This window comes from Pseudomonas sp. 2957 (assembly GCF_031456345.1).
Lineage (GTDB): Bacteria > Pseudomonadota > Gammaproteobacteria > Pseudomonadales > Pseudomonadaceae > Aquipseudomonas > Aquipseudomonas siliginis.
The window spans coordinates 43,280-65,232 of sequence record NZ_JAVDUL010000004.1 but is presented as its reverse complement, the minus strand read 5'-3'; the positions used below and the strand labels follow the sequence as shown (position 1 = coordinate 65,232).

The 21,953-nt window shown below is 61.0% G+C and carries 21 protein-coding genes; 10 read left to right on the top strand and 11 right to left on the bottom strand.

Annotated features, from left to right (window positions below; genetic code table 11):
- Window positions 1–79: 79 nt before the first annotated feature.
- The 5 genes from J2Y39_RS14995 to J2Y39_RS14975 all read right to left on the bottom strand — a co-directional run bounded on the left by J2Y39_RS14995 (window position 80) and on the right by J2Y39_RS14975 (window position 4,773).
- Window positions 80–2,095 carry a diguanylate cyclase gene (locus tag J2Y39_RS14995; RefSeq protein WP_310218500.1) on the bottom strand — a complete coding sequence of 672 codons (2,016 nt, stop codon included), beginning with the start codon at window positions 2,093–2,095 and terminating at the stop codon, window positions 80–82.
- A complete protein-coding gene (locus tag J2Y39_RS14990) occupies window positions 2,092–2,970 on the bottom strand; it encodes an endonuclease/exonuclease/phosphatase family protein (RefSeq protein WP_024014985.1) in 879 nt (292 codons plus the stop codon). The genes J2Y39_RS14995 and J2Y39_RS14990 overlap by 4 nt, the downstream gene beginning before the upstream one ends.
- A 14-nt stretch (window positions 2,971–2,984) precedes the next feature.
- Complete coding sequence (locus J2Y39_RS14985; RefSeq protein WP_016772349.1) at window positions 2,985–3,626, bottom strand: thiol:disulfide interchange protein DsbA/DsbL; 642 nt, start codon at window positions 3,624–3,626, stop codon at window positions 2,985–2,987.
- 199 nt (window positions 3,627–3,825) lie between these two features.
- Window positions 3,826–4,437, bottom strand: coding sequence for a cytochrome c (locus tag J2Y39_RS14980; RefSeq protein WP_256807444.1), 612 nt, complete (start codon window positions 4,435–4,437; stop codon window positions 3,826–3,828).
- A 30-nt stretch (window positions 4,438–4,467) separates the two neighbouring features.
- On the bottom strand, window positions 4,468–4,773 hold the full coding sequence (locus tag J2Y39_RS14975) for a cytochrome c5 family protein (protein ID WP_150637303.1): 306 nt from the start codon (window positions 4,771–4,773) through the stop codon (window positions 4,468–4,470).
- Between the two features lie 191 nt (window positions 4,774–4,964).
- On the opposite strand from J2Y39_RS14975, the gene yihA reads away from it, so the two are divergent.
- Window positions 4,965–5,609 (top strand): ribosome biogenesis GTP-binding protein YihA/YsxC, encoded by a 645-nt coding sequence (yihA, locus tag J2Y39_RS14970; protein WP_150637305.1) that lies wholly within the window; start codon window positions 4,965–4,967, stop codon window positions 5,607–5,609.
- A gap of 401 nt (window positions 5,610–6,010) precedes the next feature.
- On the opposite strand, the gene polA is transcribed toward yihA, so the two are convergent.
- On the bottom strand, window positions 6,011–8,815 hold the full coding sequence (polA, locus tag J2Y39_RS14965; protein WP_310218491.1) for a DNA polymerase I: 2,805 nt from the start codon (window positions 8,813–8,815) through the stop codon (window positions 6,011–6,013).
- 74 nt (window positions 8,816–8,889) lie between these two features.
- Here polA and J2Y39_RS14960 point away from each other — a divergent pair, with 74 nt between their 5' ends.
- Entirely contained in the window at window positions 8,890–9,177 is a 288-nt protein-coding gene (locus J2Y39_RS14960) for a DUF2782 domain-containing protein (protein ID WP_095182295.1), read from the top strand.
- A gap of 58 nt (window positions 9,178–9,235) precedes the next feature.
- Window positions 9,236–10,189, top strand: coding sequence for a homoserine kinase (locus J2Y39_RS14955; RefSeq protein WP_310218487.1), 954 nt, complete (start codon window positions 9,236–9,238; stop codon window positions 10,187–10,189).
- A gap of 91 nt (window positions 10,190–10,280) precedes the next feature.
- Here J2Y39_RS14955 and J2Y39_RS14950 read toward each other — a convergent pair whose 3' ends face one another.
- Window positions 10,281–11,201, bottom strand: coding sequence for a metal ABC transporter solute-binding protein, Zn/Mn family (locus tag J2Y39_RS14950; RefSeq protein ID WP_310218484.1), 921 nt, complete (start codon window positions 11,199–11,201; stop codon window positions 10,281–10,283).
- Between the two features lie 66 nt (window positions 11,202–11,267).
- Here J2Y39_RS14950 and J2Y39_RS14945 point away from each other — a divergent pair, with 66 nt between their 5' ends.
- The 4 genes from J2Y39_RS14945 to J2Y39_RS14930 are packed head-to-tail and all read left to right on the top strand — an operon-like array spanning window position 11,268 to window position 14,067.
- A complete protein-coding gene (locus J2Y39_RS14945; RefSeq protein WP_024014990.1) occupies window positions 11,268–11,750 on the top strand; it encodes a Fur family transcriptional regulator in 483 nt (160 codons plus the stop codon).
- A complete protein-coding gene (znuC, locus tag J2Y39_RS14940) occupies window positions 11,750–12,535 on the top strand; it encodes a zinc ABC transporter ATP-binding protein ZnuC (protein WP_024014991.1) in 786 nt (261 codons plus the stop codon). The genes J2Y39_RS14945 and znuC overlap by 1 nt, the downstream gene beginning before the upstream one ends.
- Window positions 12,528–13,316: a zinc ABC transporter permease subunit ZnuB gene (gene znuB / locus J2Y39_RS14935; protein ID WP_016772340.1), complete on the top strand. Its 789-nt coding sequence runs from the start codon at window positions 12,528–12,530 to the stop codon at window positions 13,314–13,316. Before znuC ends, znuB begins: the two co-directional genes overlap by 8 nt.
- A gap of 37 nt (window positions 13,317–13,353) precedes the next feature.
- On the top strand, window positions 13,354–14,067 hold the full coding sequence (locus J2Y39_RS14930) for a PA5502 family lipoprotein (RefSeq protein WP_016772339.1): 714 nt from the start codon (window positions 13,354–13,356) through the stop codon (window positions 14,065–14,067).
- Between the two features lie 80 nt (window positions 14,068–14,147).
- Here the strand turns inward: J2Y39_RS14930 and katE are convergent, their stop codons facing one another.
- The gene (katE, locus tag J2Y39_RS14925; protein ID WP_024014993.1) at window positions 14,148–16,289 is read right to left on the bottom strand and encodes a catalase HPII; all 2,142 of its coding nucleotides are present in this window, start codon (window positions 16,287–16,289) and stop codon (window positions 14,148–14,150) included.
- Between the two features lie 263 nt (window positions 16,290–16,552).
- Between katE and J2Y39_RS14920 the strand changes: the two genes are divergently transcribed.
- From J2Y39_RS14920 to J2Y39_RS14910, 3 genes are all read left to right on the top strand, one after another.
- Window positions 16,553–17,560, top strand: coding sequence for a methionine ABC transporter ATP-binding protein (locus tag J2Y39_RS14920; protein ID WP_095182291.1), 1,008 nt, complete (start codon window positions 16,553–16,555; stop codon window positions 17,558–17,560).
- On the top strand, window positions 17,560–18,234 hold the full coding sequence (locus tag J2Y39_RS14915) for a methionine ABC transporter permease (protein WP_016772337.1): 675 nt from the start codon (window positions 17,560–17,562) through the stop codon (window positions 18,232–18,234). Before J2Y39_RS14920 ends, J2Y39_RS14915 begins: the two co-directional genes overlap by 1 nt.
- 64 nt (window positions 18,235–18,298) lie before the next feature.
- A complete protein-coding gene (locus J2Y39_RS14910) occupies window positions 18,299–19,069 on the top strand; it encodes a MetQ/NlpA family ABC transporter substrate-binding protein (protein WP_095182290.1) in 771 nt (256 codons plus the stop codon).
- Between the two features lie 281 nt (window positions 19,070–19,350).
- Here J2Y39_RS14910 and J2Y39_RS14905 read toward each other — a convergent pair whose 3' ends face one another.
- Genes J2Y39_RS14905 through J2Y39_RS14895 form a run of 3 tightly spaced genes read right to left on the bottom strand, consistent with a single transcriptional unit; the run spans window position 19,351 to window position 21,949 of the window.
- Entirely contained in the window at window positions 19,351–19,986 is a 636-nt protein-coding gene (locus J2Y39_RS14905) for an SCO family protein (RefSeq protein WP_071173962.1), read from the bottom strand.
- Complete coding sequence (gene cyoE, locus J2Y39_RS14900) at window positions 19,983–20,882, bottom strand: heme o synthase (RefSeq protein ID WP_236167895.1); 900 nt, start codon at window positions 20,880–20,882, stop codon at window positions 19,983–19,985. The genes J2Y39_RS14905 and cyoE overlap by 4 nt, the downstream gene beginning before the upstream one ends.
- On the bottom strand, window positions 20,870–21,949 hold the full coding sequence (locus J2Y39_RS14895; RefSeq protein ID WP_041476472.1) for a heme A synthase: 1,080 nt from the start codon (window positions 21,947–21,949) through the stop codon (window positions 20,870–20,872). The genes cyoE and J2Y39_RS14895 overlap by 13 nt, the downstream gene beginning before the upstream one ends.
- Window positions 21,950–21,953 lie beyond the last annotated feature (4 nt).

Here is a 21,953-nt window from a genome sequence, read left to right as displayed (position 1 = left end):
ACGATAATGCAACAGTGTAACGTACGGATTTGCTCAGAGTCCGCCAGCGGGCGGATTTAAACAAAATGGAACAATTGCCTTAGCCGAGCTCCACTCGGTTGCGCCCGGCGTTTTTTGCCCTATACAGCGCCTGATCGGCTCTTTTCAACACAAGATCGCTGTGTTCTCCCACCCGGAATGACGCGAGTCCCATGGAAATGGTGATGGTCACTCGCTCGCCCTTGAAATGAAACGGGCAGGCTTCGATCGCCGCGCGCAGGGTTTCCAGCAGTTTTGCGCCAACCGCTGGCGGCGTCGCCGGCAGCAACAGCACAAACTCTTCACCGCCGAAACGGGCGATGAAATCCGAGCCGCGCAGGCGCTTGCGCAGCACTGTGGCGATGATCTTCAGGACTTTGTCGCCGGCCAGGTGGCCGTAGCTGTCGTTGATGCGCTTGAAATGATCGAGGTCGAGCATGGCCAGGCTAAGGGTGTTGCCGTGCTGCTGCCATTGCTGGATTTCATGCTCCAGGCGTTCACTCCACGCCGCGCGGTTAGGCAGGCCGGTCAACGGATCGATCAGGGCTTTCTGCCGCTGCTCTTCAAGATGTTCACGGAAGCCCATGGCTTCCTGCTCCATATGCGCCACGCGCTCCGACAGGCTCTTCAACCTGGCGGCGACTTCCTGCTCGCGGGCGTCGCGCTGCTTCTGGTGCTGATCCATCGTTCCCAGCAGGCCTTCCAGATGATTCTCCAGCACATGCTTGAGGTCATCGAGGTCGGCTGCTTGCTGGACGCTGCTCTGCAAGCCGTCGACCTGCTCGCGAATCTGCGTGTCCATGGCCCGCGCCGCCGAGCTGTTGTCGGCATGCCCTTCGCTGGCCGCTTGCAGGTTGCTCTGGAACGCTTCAAGGCGTTCGTTGAGCTGTTGCAGATAGGCTTCGAATTCGTGCTGACCGCTATCGGTAATCGCCAGCATCAAGGTTGCGAGATCGTCGAGGATCGGTAGCAGCTCGTACCAGTTCAGTCCGTGTTTGAGCCGTTCGCGCATGGCTTCGGCTTGCGGCCGGTGGCGCTCGGGCAGGGTCAGGTCGTCGAGCAGGCCGATCAGCGTGTCTTCGATGTGTCTGGCCACGGAGCTGTAGGACGGCTCCGGGGAATCCGGCAGAGCGAAGAGGATGTCGTGTTCCGACTGCTCCGGGTCGATAGCGGCCAATGCTTGAGCGATTGGCTCGGGCAAGGGCAGGCTGTCGAGGAGCAGCGGCGAGGGATCGCCGGGGTGGATCAGTTCGTCGGGGTTGAGTGCTTCGGTTGCTTGCGCAGCGACGGTCATCTCGGCGTCCGCGGCGGGTTCAACTTGCGCTAGCTCGGCTTCAACGACGACCACAGGCGCAGCGAACGCAACGACTTGCGGCACATCAGGCGGGGTCTGGGCGGGCGTTTCGATGATGGTCGCGGGCGCTGCGATCGCTGGCTCCGCGTTGGCCACCGGTGCCGATTGCGCAGGCTCCGGTTCAGGCTGCCGGGCTTCGACCGGCTGCGGCACTGGTGTTGCTGGTATGTCGGCCGCCGGTGCAACGGCTTCTTCACCGTCGCGACTACCAAACAAACGCTGCAACAACCCCGGCCGACCCGGCTCGGCAGGCGTTTCCAACTGACTCAAGGCCTTGCCCTGCAAGCCACTGAGTTCGCTCAGCAGCAGTGGCATTTCCCGCGCCTGACCGACGCGGCTGTCCAGTTGTTTGGCGAATTTCTTCAGCGGTTGCGCGACTTCGCGCGGCAGCGGCAAAGCCTGCAACTGGGTGACCAGCGCGGTCAGCGCGGTGCTGACCTGATCAATGCGGGTCTCACGGCGCTGCTCGGAGTCGAGCACGGCTTTTTCCAGACGCGGCAGCAGGGCCGCGAGGCCGGCGTCCATGTCATCGGTGCGCACGACTTCGCGCATTTCTTTCATGCACTGATCGACGACCTTGTCGGTGCCCTCGGCCGCCAGCGTGCTGCGCACCAGACCGCGCCGCAGCAGGTCCAGTCGCGCGGCCCAGCGGCGTTCGAGCTTGTCCTGCTGTTCGATGCTCTTGAGGTACTTCTCTTTCCAGCGCTGGGCGTCGTCGCTCATTCACAGGTTCCGCGAGGGGCAGGGCTCAACGCGGGCAATGCGTCGGCCGTGAGCGAACCCGGCAGACGAATTTCCACCGCGACCGGCAGGTGATCGGAAATGGGCTGGGCCAGTACCTCGACCTTTTCCAGGGTCAGGGTCGGGCTGAGCAGAATATGATCAAGGCAACGCTGTGGGCGCCAGCTGGGGAAGGTCGCTTCCACCTGCGGGGCCAGCAGGCCGAGATCGCGTAATGGCGAGTGTTCGAGCAGGTCGCTGGCATGGGTATTCATGTCGCCCATCAGCACCTGATGCTTGTAACCGCTGATCAAATCACGAATGTAGGCCAGTTGCAGGCTGCGGGTCCGCGCGCCGAGGGCCAAGTGCATCATTACCACCACCAGCGCTTCCGGACCTTCGCCGAAGCGCAGCAGGATCGCGCCGCGACCTTTCGGGCCGGGCAGCGGATGATCCTCGATCGCCCACGGCTTCAGGCGACTGAGCACGCCATTGCTGTGCTGGGCCAGTCGACCGAGGTTGCGATTGAGTTGTTGATACCAGTAGGGAAAGGCGCCGAGGTGGGCCAGATGTTCGACCTGATTGACGTAGCCCGAACGCAGGCTGCCGCCATCGGCTTCCTGCAGGGCGACCAGATCGAAGTCGCCGAGCAGGTCACCGATCTTCTGCAGATTGCCGGAACGCCCGGTGTGCGGCAGCAGATGCTGCCAGCTGCGGGTCAGGTAATGCCGATAGCGCTCGGTGCTGATGCCGACCTGAATGTTGAAACTGAGCAAGCGCAGACGCTGGTCTGCGGGCAGGCCCGTAGACGCCAGATGATGCTCGTTGACCTGCGGATCATGCAGGCCAACGATGCGTTCGGACTTCCAGCGGCGCATGGCGAATGCCGCGCTTAGTTGGCAGCAGCCTTGTTAGCCGCTCGCTCTTTGGCGACCAGATCGTCAGCCAGCTTCAATGCTTGCTCGGCACCACCGGCAGAGCCGATGTCGAAGCGGTATTTACCATTGACGATCATGGTTGGCACGCCAGTGATTTCGTACTTCTTCGCCAGCTCACGGGCCTTGACGATCTGGCCTTTGATAGCGAACGAGTCGAAAGTGGCGAGGAACTTGTCCTTGTCCACGCCTTGAGTGGCGAGGAAGTCAGCCATGTCGTTCTTGTCGGTGAGCTTCTTGTGTTCTTTCTGGATCGCGTTGAACACGGCGTTGTGTACCTGGTGCTCGACACCCATGGCTTCGAGGGTCAGGAACATCTGGCCGTGAGCGTCCCATGGGCCGCCGAACATGGCGGGAATGCGCACGAAGTTGACGTCGGACGGCAGTTTTTCAACCCATGGATTGATCACTGGCTCAAAAGCGTAGCAATGCGGGCAGCCGTACCAGAACAGCTCGACCACTTCGATCTTGCCAGGCTTTGCAACCGGCACCGGATTGGCCAGTTCGACATAAGGGGCGGCAGGGGCTTCAGCGGCCTGGGCGGTGACGCCGAACAGGCTGGCAGCGACGAGGGCGGCGCTGATGATCAGATTACGCATGCTTTACTCCTGAACAATTTGGGTCGCCTCGCTCGACCTGTTTCGACACAGATCCTGGCGGGCATGAGTGCTGTAGTGTAACGGCAGCGGCCACAAAAAAGGGCGGCCAAAGCCACCCTTTTTATACTTGCTGCGAAGGATTAATCGAGCGTTAACGTGGCCGGCGTTACGCGCCTCGTGCAACCCTCGAATCAGGGTCTCAGTGCAAGCCCTGGATGTAGCTGGAAACCGCAGCGATGTCTTCGTCGCTCAGCTTGCGTGCGATGGTGCGCATGGTCATTGCGTCGCCGTCGTTGGCGCGACCGCCGTCTTCCTTGCGGAAATCGGTCAGTTGCTTGGCAATGTATTGCGCATGCTGGCCACCCAGATGCGGGAAGCCTGCTGCAGCATTGCCGGAGCCGTTCGGCGAATGGCAGCCGGTGCAGGCTGGCAGGCCTTTTTCCAGGTTGCCGCCACGGAACAGCGCTTCACCGCGAGCGACGATCTTCGGATCGGCGGCGCCGACGCTGCCTTTCTGGCTGGCGAAGTACGCAGCGATGTCGGCCAGATCCTGGTCATTCAGGTTGGTCAGCAGCCCGGTCATTTCCAGCACTACGCGCTTGCCCGACTTGATGTCGTGCAATTGCTTGTCGAGGTAGCGTTCACCTTGACCTGCCAGTTTCGGAAAGTTTGGCGCCATGCTGTTGCCGTCCGGGCCATGGCAGGCTCCGCACACGGCAGCTTTGGCCTGGCCTGCTGCGGCATCGCCGGCAGCATGGGCGATACCTGAAATTCCCACGGTCAACAGCAGACTCACGATCAATTTGTTCATCAGCTAATCCAACTACGGCTAAGGGTTAAGTTATGGACCGGGCTTACTCTCGCTCATCCACAGGATGATGGCCTGGTAATCCTCGGCACTGCAGTCCATGCACAAACCACGCGGCGGCATCGCCTTGAAACCCTGGGTCACGTGTTGCACCAGCGTCCCCATACCTTTCGCCAACCTCGGCGTCCAAGCTTCCTGATCGCCTCTTGCGGGCGCCATGGGTAGTTGGCCGGAATGACAGGCACCACAAACACGGTTGTACACGGCTTCTGGATCCTGTGTAGCCTGTGCGCTGCAAAGCGGCATCAAGACTCCGGCAGCCAGCAGCCATTTCGTCATAAAACGACCTTTTCAGGGTTGAGAGCGTTCTGCGTTCTAATGCGCAATCAAAGTCTGTCGCTCTCGTGAACTTCATCCTTCGCTGGGACAAAGCACACACAAAATCTGCGGCATTATATACTGGCGTCACTGAAACGGAAGCGACACCGCGTTCCGCGCCCAATCCCGGCGCCGCCCACATCGGAAATCCCATGCAACTCAAGAATCCCATCCTCGGCCTGTGCCAACAGTCCACGTTCATGCTCAGTGCCGCCAAAGTCGATCAATGCCCTGACGACGAAGGCTTCGAAGTGGCGTTTGCCGGTCGTTCCAACGCCGGCAAATCCAGCGCGCTGAACACCCTGACTCACGCCAGCCTGGCGCGCACCTCGAAAACTCCGGGTCGCACACAGCTGTTGAACTTCTTCAAGCTAGACGAAGATCGCCGTCTGGTCGACCTGCCGGGCTACGGTTATGCAAAAGTACCGATCCCGCTCAAGCAACACTGGCAGCGCCACCTTGAGGCTTACCTCGGTGGTCGGGAGAGTTTGAAAGGTCTGATTCTGATGATGGACATCCGCCATCCGATGACCGACTTCGACCTGCTGATGCTCGACTGGGCCGTCGCCGCTGGCATGCCGATGCACATTCTGCTGACCAAAGCCGACAAGCTCACCTACGGCGCAGCCAAGAACACCCTGCTGAAAGTACAGTCGGAAATCCGCAAGGGCTGGGGCGACTCGATCACCATCCAACTGTTCTCGGCACCAAAACGCATGGGCCTGGAAGAGGCCTACACCGTATTGGCCGACTGGATGGAACTGGCAGACAAAAACACCGAGGCGGCAGCCGAGTAAGACAATTTCAAAACTGACTGTGGTGCTGTCAGGCAAGGTGAAAGCACCGCTAAAAAGCGGAGTTTAGGGTACCTAAATGAGCATTTTTAGCGGTGCTTTTAACGCAGCATGACGGCATCACAGCCAGTTTTGGGGCAAAAAAAGCCCCGGACTTCATTGGGGAGGGAGAAGTTCCGGGGTTCAAGTTCCGAACCGCTAGGGCGGGGTTCAGATATCTGCCAACACTTAACACAACATAGGAGCATCGAAGGGCTTCACCAGCCATTCAGTACCTCTGAGTGTTCGGTCGACAGATTAGTTCAGATTTTTTTCAAAAAGCTTTGGAATAGCCTCAAGCATTTATCGTTCTAAGCCGGTTTACGGGGCTTGCCGCGACGTCGCGTCGCGGCACCTATACAAACTCAGTGCGCCTCATCCCAGTTGTTGCCCACGCCAACTTCCACCAGCAGCGGCACATCCAGTTTCGCCGCTTCGCTCATGTGCGTACGAATTTCGGCACTGACCTGCTCGACCAGATCCTCGCGAACCTCCAGCACCAGTTCATCGTGCACCTGCAGGATGACCCGGGCATCCAGCCCCGACGTCGCCAGCCAGTTGTCCACTGCGACCATGGCTTTCTTGATGATATCCGCTGCCGTGCCCTGCATCGGCGCGTTGATCGCTGTGCGTTCTGCAGCGGCGCGTTCCTGCGGCTTGTTCGAGTTGATCTCCGGCAAGTACAGGCGACGACCGAAGAAAGTTTCGACGTAACCCTGATCCGCCGCCTGCGCACGAGTGCGCTCCATGTATTCGCGAACGCCTGGATAACGGGCGAAGTAAGTATCGATGTAGGCCTTGGCGGTCTTGGTGTCGACGCCGATGTCCTTGCCGAGCTTCTGCGCGCCCATGCCGTAGATCAGACCGAAGTTGATCGCCTTGGCGCTGCGGCGCTGGTCCGAGGACACTTGATCAAGCTCGACCTTGAATACTTCGGCAGCGGTTGCAGTGTGCACGTCGAGATTGTTGCGAAAGGCGTTCATCAGGCCTTCGTCGCGGGACAGGTGCGCCATGATCCGCAGTTCGATCTGCGAGTAGTCCGCCGCCAGTAGTTTGTAGCCCTTCGGCGCGACGAACGCCTGACGAATGCGTCGGCCTTCGGCGGTGCGCACCGGAATGTTCTGCAGGTTCGGATCACTGGAGGACAGGCGTCCGGTCGAAGCCACAGCCTGGTGATACGAGGTGTGGATGCGCCCGGTGCGCGGGTTGATCTGCTCGGGCAGGCGATCGGTGTAGGTGCTTTTCAGCTTGCTCATCGAGCGGTGCTCCATCAGCACCTTCGGCAAGCGGTGATCGTCTTCGGCGAGTTTCGCCAGCACTTCTTCAGCGGTGGACGGCTGGCCCTTGGCGGTTTTCTTCAGCACCGGCAGGCCGAGCTTCTCATAGAGAATCACGCCCAGCTGCTTCGGCGAGCCGAGGTTGAATTCCTCTCCGGCAATTTCGAAGGCTTCACGCTCCAGCGCGACCATTTTGTTGCCCAGCTCAATGCTCTGAATGCCGAGCAGTTCGGCATCGACGAACGCGCCCTGGCGTTCGATGCGCGCCAATACCGGTACCAGTGGGATTTCGATGTCGGTCAAGACGCTGGCCAGGCTCGGAATCGCGCTGAGCTTGTCGAACAGGATCTGGTGCAGGCGCAGAGTGATGTCGGCGTCTTCGGCGGCATACGGCCCGGCCTGTTCCAGAGCGATCTGGTCGAAGGTCAGTTGCTTGGCACCTTTGCCGGCGATGTCCTGGAAGCTCACCGTGGTGTGGTCAAGGTACTTCTGCGCGAGGCTGTCCATGTCGTGACGGGTCGCGGTGGAATTGAGTACGTAGGACTCGAGCATGGTGTCGAAGGCGATGCCGTGCACGCTGATGCCCTGGCTCTGATCGCCGCCAATGGCGCAGTTGGCCAGAATGTTCATGTCGAACTTGGCGTGCTGGCCAACCTTGAGTTTGCTCGGGTCTTCCAGAATCGGCTTGAGTGCGCGCAGCACGGTGTCGCGATCCAGCTGCTCCGGCACGCCGATGTAGGAGTGGGTCAGCGGGATGTACGCAGCTTCGTTGGCCTGTACGGCGAACGACAGACCGACCAGTTGCGCTCGCTGCGCGTCGATGCCGGTGGTTTCGGTGTCGAAGGCGATCAGCTTGGCGTTGCGCAGTTTTTCCAGCCAGACGTCGAAGCGAGCCTGATCGAGGATGGTTTCGTAGGCGGCTTCGGCAGGGGCAGCAGGTGCCTCGGCTTGCGGGGCGCTGAACAGATCATGGGCGGGCGCAGGTTCGGCCGCCGCGCTCAGTTCCAGACGCTTGGCATCGCGATCCAGATCATTGAGCCAGCTCTTGAATTCCAGCAGGGTGTACAGCTCGTAGAGTTTGGCCGGATCTTCCTGGCCCATCTGCAGATCATCGAGGCCGATATCCAGCGGCACGTCGACCTTGATAGTCGCCAGTTGATAGGACAGGAAAGCCATTTCCTTGTGCTCTTCGAGCTTGGCCGGCAGGGTTTTTGCGCCACGGATCGGCAGGGTCGGCACGATGTCGAGGTTGGCGTACAGCTCGGTCAGACCGCCGTTGACGCCGACCAACAGGCCGGACGCCGTCTTCGGGCCGATGCCCGGCACGCCCGGAATGTTGTCGGAGGAATCGCCCATCAGCGCCAGGTAATCGATGATCTGTTCCGGTGCGACGCCAAATTTCTCCTTAACGCCCTCCACATCCATCGAGCTACCGGACATGGTGTTGACCAAGGTAATGTGGCCGTCGACCAGTTGCGCCATGTCCTTGTCACCGGTGGAGATGATCACCGGGCGATCGGCCGCCGCACTGCTGCGAGCGAGGGTGCCGATCACGTCGTCGGCTTCGACGCCGTCCACGCACAGCAGCGGGAAGCCGAGGGCGATCACGCTCTGGTGCAGCGGCTCGATCTGCACGCGCATGTCATCGGGCATGCTCGGCCGGTTGGCCTTGTATTCGGCGTACATCTCGTCACGAAATGTTCCGCCCTTGGCGTCGAACACCACGGCGAAGGGGCTGTCCGGGTACTGCTTGCGCAGACTCTTGAGCATGTTCAGCACGCCTTTGACCGCACCGGTCGGCAGGCCTTTGGACGTGGTCAGTGGTGGCAGTGCATGAAAGGCGCGGTACAGGTAAGACGAACCGTCCACCAGGACGAGGGGGGCTTGGCTCATGAGCAGGATCAACCTTTTCGGCGGGTCCGGCGCTAGAATAGCGGGACCGTTGACGACAAAGGGACAAGGTTATCATGCGTACGTTAAATCGCTTGCTGCTGGTCGGGTTGATCGCTGTCTCACCACTGGCCGCGATTGCGGCGGATGATGCGCCGGGCGGCGACCCCGAGGTCACCATCCGCACGGAGGGCGACAAGACTATTCAGGAGTACCGTCAGAACGGTTTCCTGTATGCGATCAAGGTCACGCCGAAGGGCGCGCCGCCGTACTTTCTGGTGCGCGCCGACGGAACGGATGCCAACTTCATCCGCTCGGACCAGCCGGATATGCTGATCCCTGAATGGAAGATATTCGAGTGGTAGTAGATTTTTAATTCACTTGTGGCGCCGCCGTTGCGGCGCCCGTACTGGCAGTTAAGACATGTCTGTGTTCACTCCCCTGGCTCGGCCCGAGCTGGAAACCTTTCTCGCCCCTTACGGGCTCGGCCGCCTGCTCGATTTCCAGGGGATCGCCGCCGGCAGCGAAAACACCAATTTCTTCATCAGTCTGGAGCAGGGCGAGTTTGTCCTGACCCTGGTCGAACGCGGCCCGGTGCAGGAGATGCCGTTCTTCATCGACCTGCTCGACGTGCTGCACGAAGCCGAACTGCCGGTGCCTTACGCCCTGCGCACCACCGACGGCTTGGCCCTGCGTGAGCTCAAAGGCAAACCGGCGCTGCTGCAACCGCGTCTGTCGGGCAAGCACATCAAGGTCGCCAACGCCCAGCATTGCGCGCAGGTCGGCGAGTTGCAGGCGCATCTGCATCTGGCAACCCAGGGCGAGCGCATGATCAAGCGCAAGACCGATCGCGGCCTGGACTGGATGCTGGAGGAGGGCACTGAATTTCTCTCGCACCTGAGCGATGAGCCGCGTGCCTTGCTGCAAAAGGCGCTGGATGAGATCACCGAGCGCAAAGAGAAGATTCTTGCGCTACCTCGCGCCAATATTCACGCCGATCTGTTCCGCGACAACGCCATGTTCGAAGGCACCCATCTGACCGGGTTGATCGACTTCTACAACGCCTGCTCGGGGCCGATGCTGTACGACGTGGCGATCGCGTTGAATGACTGGTGTTCGGACGAGGAGGGCGTGATCGATGGCCCGCGCGCCCGGGCATTCCTCGGTGCCTACGCGGCGCTGCGCCCGTTCACGGCGGCGGAGGCTGAGCTCTGGCCAACGATGTTGCGTGTGGCTTGTGTGCGTTTCTGGCTGTCACGCCTGATCGCCGCCGAGCAGTTCGCCGGGCAGGATGTGTTGATTCACGATCCGCAGGAATTCGAGCAGCGCCTGGCGCAGCGGCAGAAGGTGCACACACCGTTGCCTTTCGCCCTTTAAGATCAAAAGATCGCAGCCTTCGGCAGCTCCTACAAGGGATTGATGTACACCCTGTAGGAGCTGCCGAAGGCTGCGATCTATTTCTATGTGGTTACAGAGATTCCAGGCATCCCGCCAAATCATTGCCCAACTTTTCCAGCACCTGCTCATAGCCCTGAGCCGTCGCCGGGGTGTACCCGCCCAACGCATCCAGTTCCGCCAGCTTCACCGGCAGGCCAGCCACCAGTGTTTCTGCCAGGCGCGGACGCAATGGCGGCTCGCTGAACACACAGGTCTTGCCTACTTCCTGCAAACGCTTGCGCATCGCCGCGACATGCTGGGCGCCGGGCTGTACTTCAGCGGCCACCGCGAACACGCCCGCATGCTTCAGGCCGTAAGCGTCTTCGAAATAATCAAACGCCTCATGAAACACGAAGTACGGCTTGCCTTCGACATTGGCCAGACGCGTCTTCAAGCGCTGATCCAGCGCATCCAGACGTTCATCGAAGGCGTTGGCATTGCTCTGATAACGCTGCGCATTGGCCGGGTCGGCGGCGCTGAGGTCGGCGGCCATTTTGTCGGCGATCACCCGCGCATTGACCGGTGACAGCCACAAATGTGCATCCAGCGAGCCGGGGCGATGATCGTGATCATGCTCGTCGGCTTCTTCGGCATGGGAATGGTTGTCCGCGCCGAAATGCCGCAGCTTGAGCCCCGGCAGATCCTGCACGGCGACGCTCGGCAGGCTGCGACCGCCGAGTACGCGCGGCAGGAAACCTTCCATGTCCGGGCCGATCCAGTAGAGCAGATCGACCGACTGCACCTTCCGTACGTCGGATGGGCGCAGGGCGTAATTGTGTGGGGAGGCACCCGGCGGCAGCAGCACCTCGGGAATCGCCACGCCGTCCTGCACGGCAGCCGCAATCAGCTGCAACGGTTTGATACTGGTGAGCACTTTGACCTCGGCCTGGGCCGTACCGATCAGCAGAAAACTGGCAACACAAGCCACAAAAACAGAAAAAAGTCGGGACACGATGACCACTCAAGGAAGCGAGAACGGGTAACATAATAACGTCTCCAGCAAATCTCGTCGCCGCTCATGCCTATTACACCGATTGCCAGCCGTCCCCACGACCACTCCCATTGCGTGCACAGCGCTCTGTCCGAGGCCGATACCTTGTGCGCGCAGAAAGGTTTGCGTCTGACTGCCCTTCGCCGCCGCGTGCTGGAACTGGTCTGGCAAAGCCACAAGCCGCTGGGAGCCTACGACATCCTCGCGGTGCTCAGCGAGCAGGACGGCCGCCGCGCCGCGCCGCCTACCGTGTACCGCGCACTGGATTTCCTGCTCGAAAACGGCCTGGTCCATCGCATCTCGTCGCTCAACGCCTTCGTTGGCTGCGTGCATCCTGAACACGCGCATCAAGGCCAGTTCCTGATCTGCCGCGAGTGCCACGCCGCCATCGAACTTGAGCAAAAAGTGATCAGCGACGCGATCATCAGCAGCGCCAAAGATGTCGGTTTCATCGTCGAAGCGCAGACGGTCGAAGTGGTTGGTCTGTGCGCCGGTTGCCAGGGGGCCTGATGAGCAACGCGCTGATCCGTCTGGAGCAGGTCGCCGTCACGTTTGCCGGGCAGACCGTGCTGGACAACATCGAGCTGAGCGTCGAGCCGGGGCAGATCGTCACCCTGATCGGCCCCAATGGCGCCGGCAAGACCACGCTGGTACGCGCCGTGCTCGGGCTGTTGAAGCCGAACAGTGGCAGCGTCTGGCGCAAGCCGAAATTGCGCGTCGGTTACATGCCGCAGAAACTGCATGTTGACCCGACGCTGCCGCTGTCAGTGCTGCGCTTCCTGCGCCTGGTGCCTGGCGTCGATCGTTCGCGTGCCTTGGCCGCGTTGAAGGAAGTTGGCGCCGAACACGTGATCGACAGCCCGGTGCAGAGCGTTTCCGGCGGCGAAATGCAGCGTGTGCTGCTGGCTCGGGCACTGCTGCGTGAGCCGGAACTGTTGGTGCTGGATGAACCGGTGCAGGGCGTCGACGTGGCCGGGCAGGCCGAGCTGTACAGCCTGATCACCCGTCTGCGTGACCGCCACGGTTGCGGCGTGCTGATGGTGTCCCACGATTTGCATCTGGTGATGAGCACTACCGATCAGGTGGTCTGCCTCAATCGTCACGTCTGCTGCTCCGGGCACCCCGAGCAGGTCAGCGGCGATCCGGCATTTGTCGAGTTGTTCGGCAAGAACGCGCCGAGTCTGGCGATCTATCACCACCATCACGACCACGCCCACGACCTGCACGGTTCGGTGGTCAAAGGCCCGCTCGGCGGGCAACCTCATGTTCATGGAGACGGCTGCAAGCATGGCTGATTTTCTTTTGTACGCCCTGCTTGCAGGTCTGGCCCTGGCGCTGGTGGCCGGACCGCTCGGCTCGTTTGTGGTGTGGCGGCGCATGGCCTATTTCGGCGATACCCTGTCCCACGCCGCATTGCTCGGCGTGGCACTGGGCTTTTTGCTGGACGTCAGCCCGACCGTGGCGGTGACGGTCGGTTGCCTGCTGCTGGCGGTGCTCTTGGTGACGCTGCAACAGCGTCAGCCACTGGCGTCCGACACACTATTGGGAATTCTTGCACCGAGCACGCTCTCTCTCGGCCTGGTGGTACTAAGCTTCATGCATGAAGTGCGGATCGACCTGATGGCCTATCTGTTCGGCGACTTGCTGGCAATCAGTCCGAGCGATCTTGCGTGGATTCTCGGTGGCACCGCGGCGGTGCTGGTGTTGCTGGTGACGCTGTGGCGACCGCTGCTGGCGGTCACCGTGCACGAAGAACTGGCGCGGGTCGAAGGCTTGCCGGTTGCGGGTTTGCGCTTGGCGCTGATGCTGTTGATCGCGGTGGTGATCGCCGTGGCGATGAAAATCGTCGGGGTGTTGCTGATTACATCGCTACTGATCATCCCGGCGGCTGCGGCACAGCGTCACGCCCGTTCGCCGGAGCAGATGGCCTTGGGCGCGAGCCTGCTGGGCATGCTCGCGGTGTGCGGCGGGCTGGCGTTGTCGTGGTTCAAGGACACCCCGGCGGGGCCGTCTATCGTTGTGACGGCAGCCGCGCTGTTTCTGTTGAGTTTTGTTCTGCCCCGTCGTGGGGTGTAGACTTGGCCGCTTTTTGCGCAATTAGAGAGTCGCAGGAATGAAGCCGTTCGCCTCCCGTTATCTGCTCCTTGTCGCATTTTCAGTGCTGCTGGGCGCCTGCCAAAGCACGCCGCCGGTGGCTGAAGTCCCCGATGCGCGGGCTACGGCCATCGCACAGCTGGAGCAAAGCCTGGCCAGCAGCGAACTGGCCACCGCCGAAGACCAGTTGGCCGCTTTGCAGGCCGCGACCCCCAACGATCAGTCCCTTGAGCAGTACCAGCGGCAGCTGGCCGAGGCGTACCTGCGCCGCAGCCAGATCGTTCTGCAAAAGGGCGATGTCAACGCTGCCGCCACCGCGCTCAGCCGCGCCCGTGCTCTGATGCCCAAGGCGCCAGCGCTGACCGGCGGCGTCAACGGCGCGATCACCGAAGCGCGCAAGGCCGAGCTGGAAAAGGCTGAGGCCGCGCTGCTGGCTGCCGAAGCCAGGCCGAAAGCCAAGGTCATCGACCCGACCGCCGAGAGCACCACTGTTGCGTTGAACATCGGCGATATTCACAAGCTGCAACGACAACTCGATGCGATCGCCGCCGATGTGGTGAATTACGAATGCGCCGTCAGCATTCAGGCGCCGCGCACCGCGGATTATCCGTGGCTGGCGACGTTGCTGAGCAAGCGAGTCAAGAAGCTCGATCCTGATTTTGATTTGCAGATCGAGAAGCAGATCTTGCGCACGGTTCCGGCGCAGATGGTTTTAAGCCCGCGTAAACCATAAAAAGATCGCAGCCTCCGGCAGCTCCTACATGGGATCGAGTACATCCTGTAGGAGCTGCCGAAGGCTGCGATCTTTTGCTTTTACGCTGGAATAGCCTTGGCCTTAGGCTCCCGCGCCCAGACCCGATGCTCGCCGATCGCGGCGAAGAACGGTTTGGTCAACGCACCCACATCCGCGCCCTGCAACAGCCCCGCATCCGCGTCGAGCTTCAGCAAGTCCTGCAACTGCTTGGCCTCGCCGTGCAGCGCGATCGCCTTCAGGTGTTTGTAGGCCTCCAGCAGATAATGCAGCGCTACGCCGTCACCGCTCAACGCGGTAATCGACGCCGCGCCACCCGGTACGAACACCGCATCGAACGCAATTGAAGGCATGCCTTCCATCGAGGCATCCACCGGCAATGCTTTGCCATCAGCGGTCTTCACTGGCGCCGAGGTCGGGCCAAGCAGTTTCGCGTGGGCACCTTCGGCTTCCAGCGCCTTCTTCATCGCATCGATGGCCGCAGCGTCAACACCGTTGGCAGCAAGGATCGCCACTTTGCGCGTCTTGATGTTGCCTGGCAGCAGGTTGGCCTGGCTCAGCGCTGGCGATTGCTCCAGCGAGGTCTTGCGCACTTCGACCGTGCCTTTGGCTGGTGCCGGCAAACCAAGGTTTTCAGCCACACGTTTGGCCAGGGTCAGGTCGATATTGGCGAGGATCTCGTTCACTTCACGGGCACGGATGAACTCACGCTCGACCTTGCCCAGCTCGAAGCTGTAGGCAGCGATGATGTGCTCTTTTTCGTGGTCGCTCATGCTGTTGAAGAACAAGCGGGCCTGGGAGAAGTGATCGCTGAACGATTCGCTGCGCTGACGGATCTTCGCCGCATCGATGCGCTCCGGGTAGCTCTCGAAACCACCGTCCTGTGCCGCTGGCGGGGTTTCTTTTGGCCAACCGCCGTCGATCGAGTTCGGCTCGTACGAGGCACGACCCTTGTCGATGGTGGTGCGGTGCTGCGCGTCACGCTGGCCGTTGTGGAACGGCGCCACCGGACGGTTGATCGGCAGCTCATGGAAGTTCGGCCCGCCGAGTCGGCTGATCTGCGTGTCGGTATAGGAAAACAGCCGACCTTGCAGCAACGGGTCATTGGAGAAGTCGATACCCGGCACAATGTGGCCAGGGCAGAAGGCGACCTGCTCGGTTTCGGCGAAGAAGTTGTCCGGGTTGCGGTTCAGGGTCATTTTGCCCAACGGCGTAATCGGGACGATTTCTTCGGGGATGATCTTGGTCGGGTCGAGGATGTCGAAGTCGAAATCGTGTTCGTTCTCTTCTTCGACGATTTGCACGCCCAGTTCCCATTCCGGGTAATCGCCCATCTCGATCGCTTCCCACAGGTCGCGGCGGTGGTAGTCGGTGTCCTTACCGGCGAGCTTCTGCGCCTCGTCCCACACCAGCGAGCAAGTGCCGGCGGTAGGGCGCCAGTGGAATTTGACGAAGCGTGATTTGCCCTCGGCGTTGATCAGGCGGAAGGTGTGTACGCCAAAGCCCTGCATGCTGCGCAGGCTTTTCGGGATCGCCCGGTCGGACATCGCCCAGATCACCATGTGCGCCGATTCCGGCACCAGCGAGACGAAGTCCCAGAACGTATCGTGAGCCGAGCCGCCGGTCGGGATTTCGTTGTGCGGCTCGGGTTTCACCGCGTGGACGAAGTCCGGGAACTTGATCGCGTCCTGAATGAAGAACACCGGCATGTTGTTGCCGACCAGGTCGAAGTTACCCTCGTCGGTAAAGAATTTCACCGCAAAGCCGCGCACGTCACGCACGGTATCGCCGGAACCCCGTGGCCCCTGCACCGTAGAAAAACGCACGAACACCGGGGTTTTCTTGCCCGGATCCTGCAGGAAACCGGCCTTGGTCAGTGCTGCATGGTTCTCGTAGGTCTGAAAGAAACCGTGGGCGCCGGTACCGCGCGCATGGACGATACGCTCCGGAATGCGCTCATGGTCAAAGTGCGTGATCTTTTCACGCATGATGAAGTCTTCCAGCAGCGATGGCCCGCGCGGCCCGGCTTTGAGGGTGTTCTGGTTGTCGGCGATCTTCACGCCCTGATTGGTCCGCAGTGCCTGACCGGTGGCGTCGGAACGGAATTCTTCCAGGCTGTCGAGCTTGGCGTTGGTGTTGGCGCGATCCGGGGTATCGGTCCCGGCCATTTCGCTTTTATCAGGTGCAGGCTTTTTGATGCTCATCAGACGTAAACTCCTCGTTTGGCCCCGGATGCCTTCCGAAGACCCTTGAGTGATTCCCGGGCACGGCACCCAGGGGTTTCAAGTCGCTTAAGTAGTGACTGATGAGCGTTTCAGCCGTTCCGTTTATCTGACCTTTGATCGCGTTATTGCCAAATTGAAGGTTAATTGCGAAATAAATGCTAAGAACCTCTATACGGACAGGCTAAAATGCGCGCCCGGCTAACCGCTGATCCTTTTCCAACGCGCCCCACAAGGTTCGCTACGTGATCGAGTTTCAAAACGTCCACAAGACTTACCGCGTTGCCGGTAAGGATATTCCCGCGCTGCACCCGACCAGTCTCGCCATCGAGAACGGTCAGGTGTTCGGCCTGATTGGCCATTCCGGTGCGGGCAAAAGTACCCTGCTGCGTCTGATCAATCGCCTGGAAGACTCCAGTGGCGGCAAGATCATCGTCGACGGCGAAGAAGTCACCGCACTGGACGCCAACGGACTGCGCCGTTTCCGCCAGCAGGTCGGGATGATCTTCCAGCACTTCAATCTGCTCGCCTCCAAGACCGTCGCCGACAACGTGGCCCTGCCGCTGACCCTGGCCGGTGAGTTGTCGGGCAGTGAAATCAATCAACGGGTGGCCGAGCTGCTGGCGCGGGTCGGTCTGTCCGACCACGCGAAAAAGTACCCGGCGCAACTGTCCGGCGGTCAGAAGCAGCGCGTCGGCATCGCCCGTGCGCTGGCGACCAAGCCGAAGATTCTGCTGTGCGACGAGGCCACCAGCGCCCTCGACCCGCAGACCACCGCATCGGTCCTGCAACTGCTGGCCGAAATCAATCGCGAACTGAAACTGACCATTGTCCTGATCACCCACGAAATGGACGTGATCCGGCGCGTCTGCGATCAGGTCGCGGTGATGGACGCCGGCGTGATCGTCGAGCAGGGTCCGGTGGCCGATGTGTTCCTGCATCCGCAGCACCCGACCACCAAGCGTTTCGTCCAGGAAAGCGAGCAGATTGACGAGAGCGAGCAGCGTGACGATTTCGCCCACGTGCCCGGGCGCATCGTGCGTCTGACCTTCCAGGGTGAAGCGACCTACGCGCCGTTGCTCGGCACCGTCGCCCGGGAAACCGGCGTCGACTACAGCATCCTTGCCGGTCGCATCGACCGCATCAAAGACATTCCGTACGGGCAACTGACCCTCGCTGTCACCGGTGGCGACATGGAGGCGGCGTTCGCCCGCTTCACCGCCGCTGACGTTCACATGGAGGTGTTGCGCTAATGGCCGACCTGATGAGTTTCTTCGCCAATATCGACTGGTACGAAATCTGGCTGGCGACTGGCGACACCATGCTGATGCTCGGCGGTTCGTTGCTGTTCACCGTGCTGCTCGGCCTGCCGCTGGGGGTGCTGCTGTTTCTCTGCAGCCCGCGTCAGTTGCTGGAGAACCGTGGCCTCTACGCCGTGCTGTCGCTGGTGGTGAACATTTTGCGTTCGCTGCCGTTCATCATTCTGCTGATCGTGATGATCCCGTTCACCGTGCTGATCACCGGCACCTCGCTGGGTGTGGCCGGGGCGATCCCGCCGCTGGTGGTGGGCGCCACGCCGTTCTTCGCGCGTCTGGTGGAAACCGCGCTGCGCGAAGTCGATCGCGGCATCATCGAAGCGACCCAGTCGATGGGCGCGACCACGCGGCAGATCATCATGAACGCCCTGCTGCCGGAAGCCCGTCCGGGCATCTTCGCAGCGATTACAGTGACAGCGATTACACTGGTGTCCTACACGGCGATGGCCGGTGTGGTCGGCGCCGGTGGTCTGGGCGACCTGGCGATCCGTTTCGGCTACCAGCGTTTCCAGACCGACGTGATGATCGTCACCGTGGTGCTGCTGTTGATTCTGGTGCAAGTGCTGCAAATGGTTGGCGACCGCCTGGTCGTGCATTTCTCGCGCAAATAAGCGGTTTTTTAATCAAGAGGCGCGGGCCATTCGCTGGCGGGCGCCCTCACAAGGAGTTAGCTGAATGAAAAAACTGATCGCTGCTTTCGCCGCTGTTGCGGCGTTTTCGGCCCACGCCGAGACCCTGACCGTTGCCGCCACTCCGGTGCCGCACGCGGAAATCCTCGAGTTCGTCAAACCGGCCCTGGCCAAGGAAGGCGTGGATCTGAAGGTCAAGGTCTTCACCGACTACATTCAGCCGAACGTACAGGTCGCGGAAAAGCGTCTGGACGCGAACTTCTTCCAGCACCAGCCGTATCTTGATGAGTTCAACAAGGCCAAGGGCACGGATCTTGTAGCCGTGACCGGTGTGCATCTGGAGCCACTGGGCGCTTATTCGAGCAAGATCAAGGATCTGAAAGACCTGCCCGGCGGTGCCAACGTGGTGATCCCGAACGACGCCACCAACGGCGGCCGTGCGCTGTTGCTGCTGGACAAGGCTGGCGTGATCAAGCTCAAGGATTCGAAGAACATCCTGTCGACCGTCAAAGACATCGCCGAGAATCCGAAAGACCTGAAGATCCGTGAACTGGAAGCCGCGACCATTCCGCGCGTGCTGACCCAGGTCGATCTGGCGCTGATCAACACCAACTACGCGCTGGAAGCCAAGCTTGATCCGTCCAAGGATGCGCTGGTGATCGAAGGCAATGACTCGCCGTACGTGAACATCCTCGTGTCCCGCGCTGACAACAAGGACAGCGACGCGATGAAGAAACTGGCGGCTGCACTGCACAGCCCGCAAGTGAAGCAGTTCATTACCGAGAAGTACAAAGGCGCGGTATTGCCGGCGTTCTGATTTGGATGGCTGCAATGAAAAAGGGGACGCCAATGGCGTCCCCTTTTTTGTGTCTGGTGTCTGGCTTTGGACCTGCTTTGAAGCTGCCCCTCACCCCAGCCCTCTCCCAGAGGGAGAGGGGGCCGACCGAGGTGTCTGGCGCTATGCATCGACCTGAAAGATCCAGTCGATTATGGATTCAGCACAGCGCTTACAAGTCGGCGTATTGCTTCAGCATCCCCCAATCAGTCCCCTCTCCCTCTGGGAGAGGGTTAGGGTGAGGGGCTTTTCGCTTTCTGCGTTTATTTGCGGTTGAGCATCACCGGCAATTGCGCCACCAGTTTGGTGTTATTCAACGGCGCGCGAATAAACCCGCGCTGCGTACCATCCGGCCCGATCACCGCCAGATTGCCGCTGTGGTCCACCGTGTAATTCGGCTTACTCGTATCCGCCGGAATGAACGGAATGCTCACCGCATTCGCCACCTTCTGCAGCTCTTCGATAGATGAAGGCGTCAGGCCAATGAACTGCGGATCGAAGTAGCCCAGGTACTGTTTCAACTGCTTCGGCGTGTCGCGGTTGGGGTCGACGCTGACCAGTACGATCTGCAATTTATCCACAGCCTCTTTCGGCAATTCACTCTTGATCTGTCGCAGTTGCGCCAGGGTGGTCGGGCAGATGTCCGGGCAGAAGGTGTAGCCGAAGAACAACAGACTCCACTTGCCTTTCAACTCATCGATGGCAACCGGTTTGCCGTCCTGATCGGTCATGGTCACGTCCGGCAGGTTGCGGCTCTGCGGCAGCAGGATGATTCCGGCGTCGATCAGCGCAGTCGGGTCGCCCTGGCCTTTGCCGCTGAGCACTTTGTTGACGGTAAGCCCGAGGATCAGCGCGATCACGGCGACGAGGATGAAGACGGTTTTCTGGGTTCGGGTCATAGGTTCAACAGTAAGTAGTGGTCTACGAGCAGGGCGATGAACAACAGGAACAAGTACCAGATTGAGTACTTGAAGGTATTGATCGCCGCGTGCGGCCTAGTGCCACGGTACAGCACCACGGCCCATTGCAGAAACCTTGCGCCCAACGCCAGCGCACAGACCAGATACAGCACGCCGCTCATGTGAATCACGTAGGGCAAGAGGCTCACTGCCAGCAGCGCGAAGGTGTAGAGCAGAATGTGCACTTTGGTGTAGTGCTCGCCATGGGTCACCGGCAGCATCGGAATGTCGGCCTTGGCGTATTCCTCCTTGCGATGAATCGCCAGCGCCCAGAAATGCGGCGGGGTCCAGGCGAAGATGATCAGCACCAGCAACAGCGGTTCGGCGCTGACATGGCCGGTGGCGGCGGTCCAGCCGAGCAGCGGTGGCGCCGCGCCAGCGAGGCCGCCGATGACGATGTTCTGCGGCGTCGCACGCTTGAGAAAACCGGTGTAGACCACCGCGTAACCGAGCAGCGAGGCGAGGGTCAGCCACGCGGTCAGCTGATTGGTGAAAGTCAGCAGCAGCGCCTGACCGAGCAGCGCCAGCACCAAGGCGAAGGTCAGCGCCGCCGCAGGTGAAACCCGGCCTTCGGCCAAGGGACGTTTGTGCGTGCGCGCCATTACCGCATCGATACGCCGATCGACCACATGATTGACCGCCGCCGCACCGCCGGCACACAACGCAATGCCCAGATTGCCAAACACCAGCACTGTCCACGGTACGCCCGCGCGGGTGGCGAGGAACATGCCGACCAGCGAGGTGATCAGCATCAGCACCACGACTTTCGGTTTGGTCAGCTCCAGATAATCGCGCCACAGCGCTTGCGCCGCACGCTCGCCGATCAGACTCGCCATGGCGTTTCTCCTTTCAATGCGATGGGCGCAACGGCAGGTTTGTGCGCACTCAAGCGCCAGCGCGCCAGCACCGGTTGGCTCACCCGCAGCAGGCTGGTGCGGGCGTGGTAATTGACCAGTACCAGCGTCAGCAATAACGCCGCACCGCCAGCGTTATGGGCGACGGCCACCGGCAGCGGCAGATGAAACAGCACGTTGCTGATGCCGAGGGTGATCTGCGCCGCAAGGGCGATCAGCAGCAATCCGGCCAATCGGGTCATGCCTACCGCTTTCAACTGCCAGGCCAGACCGAGCAGTACGACCGTCACTAGCAAAGCGCCGATGCGGTGAGTCAGGTGAATCGCCGTGCGTGCATCGCTATCGAGTTGCCCGCCGAGATAATTCGGGCCGATGTGCTGGGTCAGGTGGAAACCGTTGGCGAAGTCCGCCGGCGGCAGCCATTGGCCGTGGCAGGTGGGGAAGTCGATGCAGGCCACCGCTGCGTAGTTGGAACTGACCCAGCCGCCCAAGGCGATCTGGCCGATCACCAGCAGCAGCCCCGCCGTCGCCCAATATTGCAGGCGCTTCGGTACCGTCAGCGCCGGCAGCACGCCGGATAACCTCAGCGTCAACAGAAACAGCAGACTCAACGTGGCAAAGCCGCCGAGCAAATGTCCGGTGACCACTTGTGGCCAGAGCTTGAGCGTCACCGTCCACATACCGAACGCCGCTTGGGCGATGACCACCGCCAGCAGAAACAGCGGCAGTTTCAGCGGCTGGCCCGGATGGCGCCGGTTGACCCACGCGCGCCCGGCCAGCACTGAAATCAGCAAACCGAGGGTGCCGGCGAAGTAGCGGTGAATCATCTCGTTCCAGCCCTTGTGCGCCTCCACTGGCGCGTCAGGGAAGTGCAGTTCGGCATGGGCCAGTTGCGCCTCGCTTTTCGGCACGCTGATAAAGCCGTAGCAGCCTGGCCAGTCCGGGCAGCCGAGGCCGGCGTGGGTCAGGCGGGTGTAGGCGCCGAGCAGCACTACAATCAGTGCCAGCAGGGTGGCAAACAGCGCGAGGCGAAATCCAGGTTTGGCCATGACG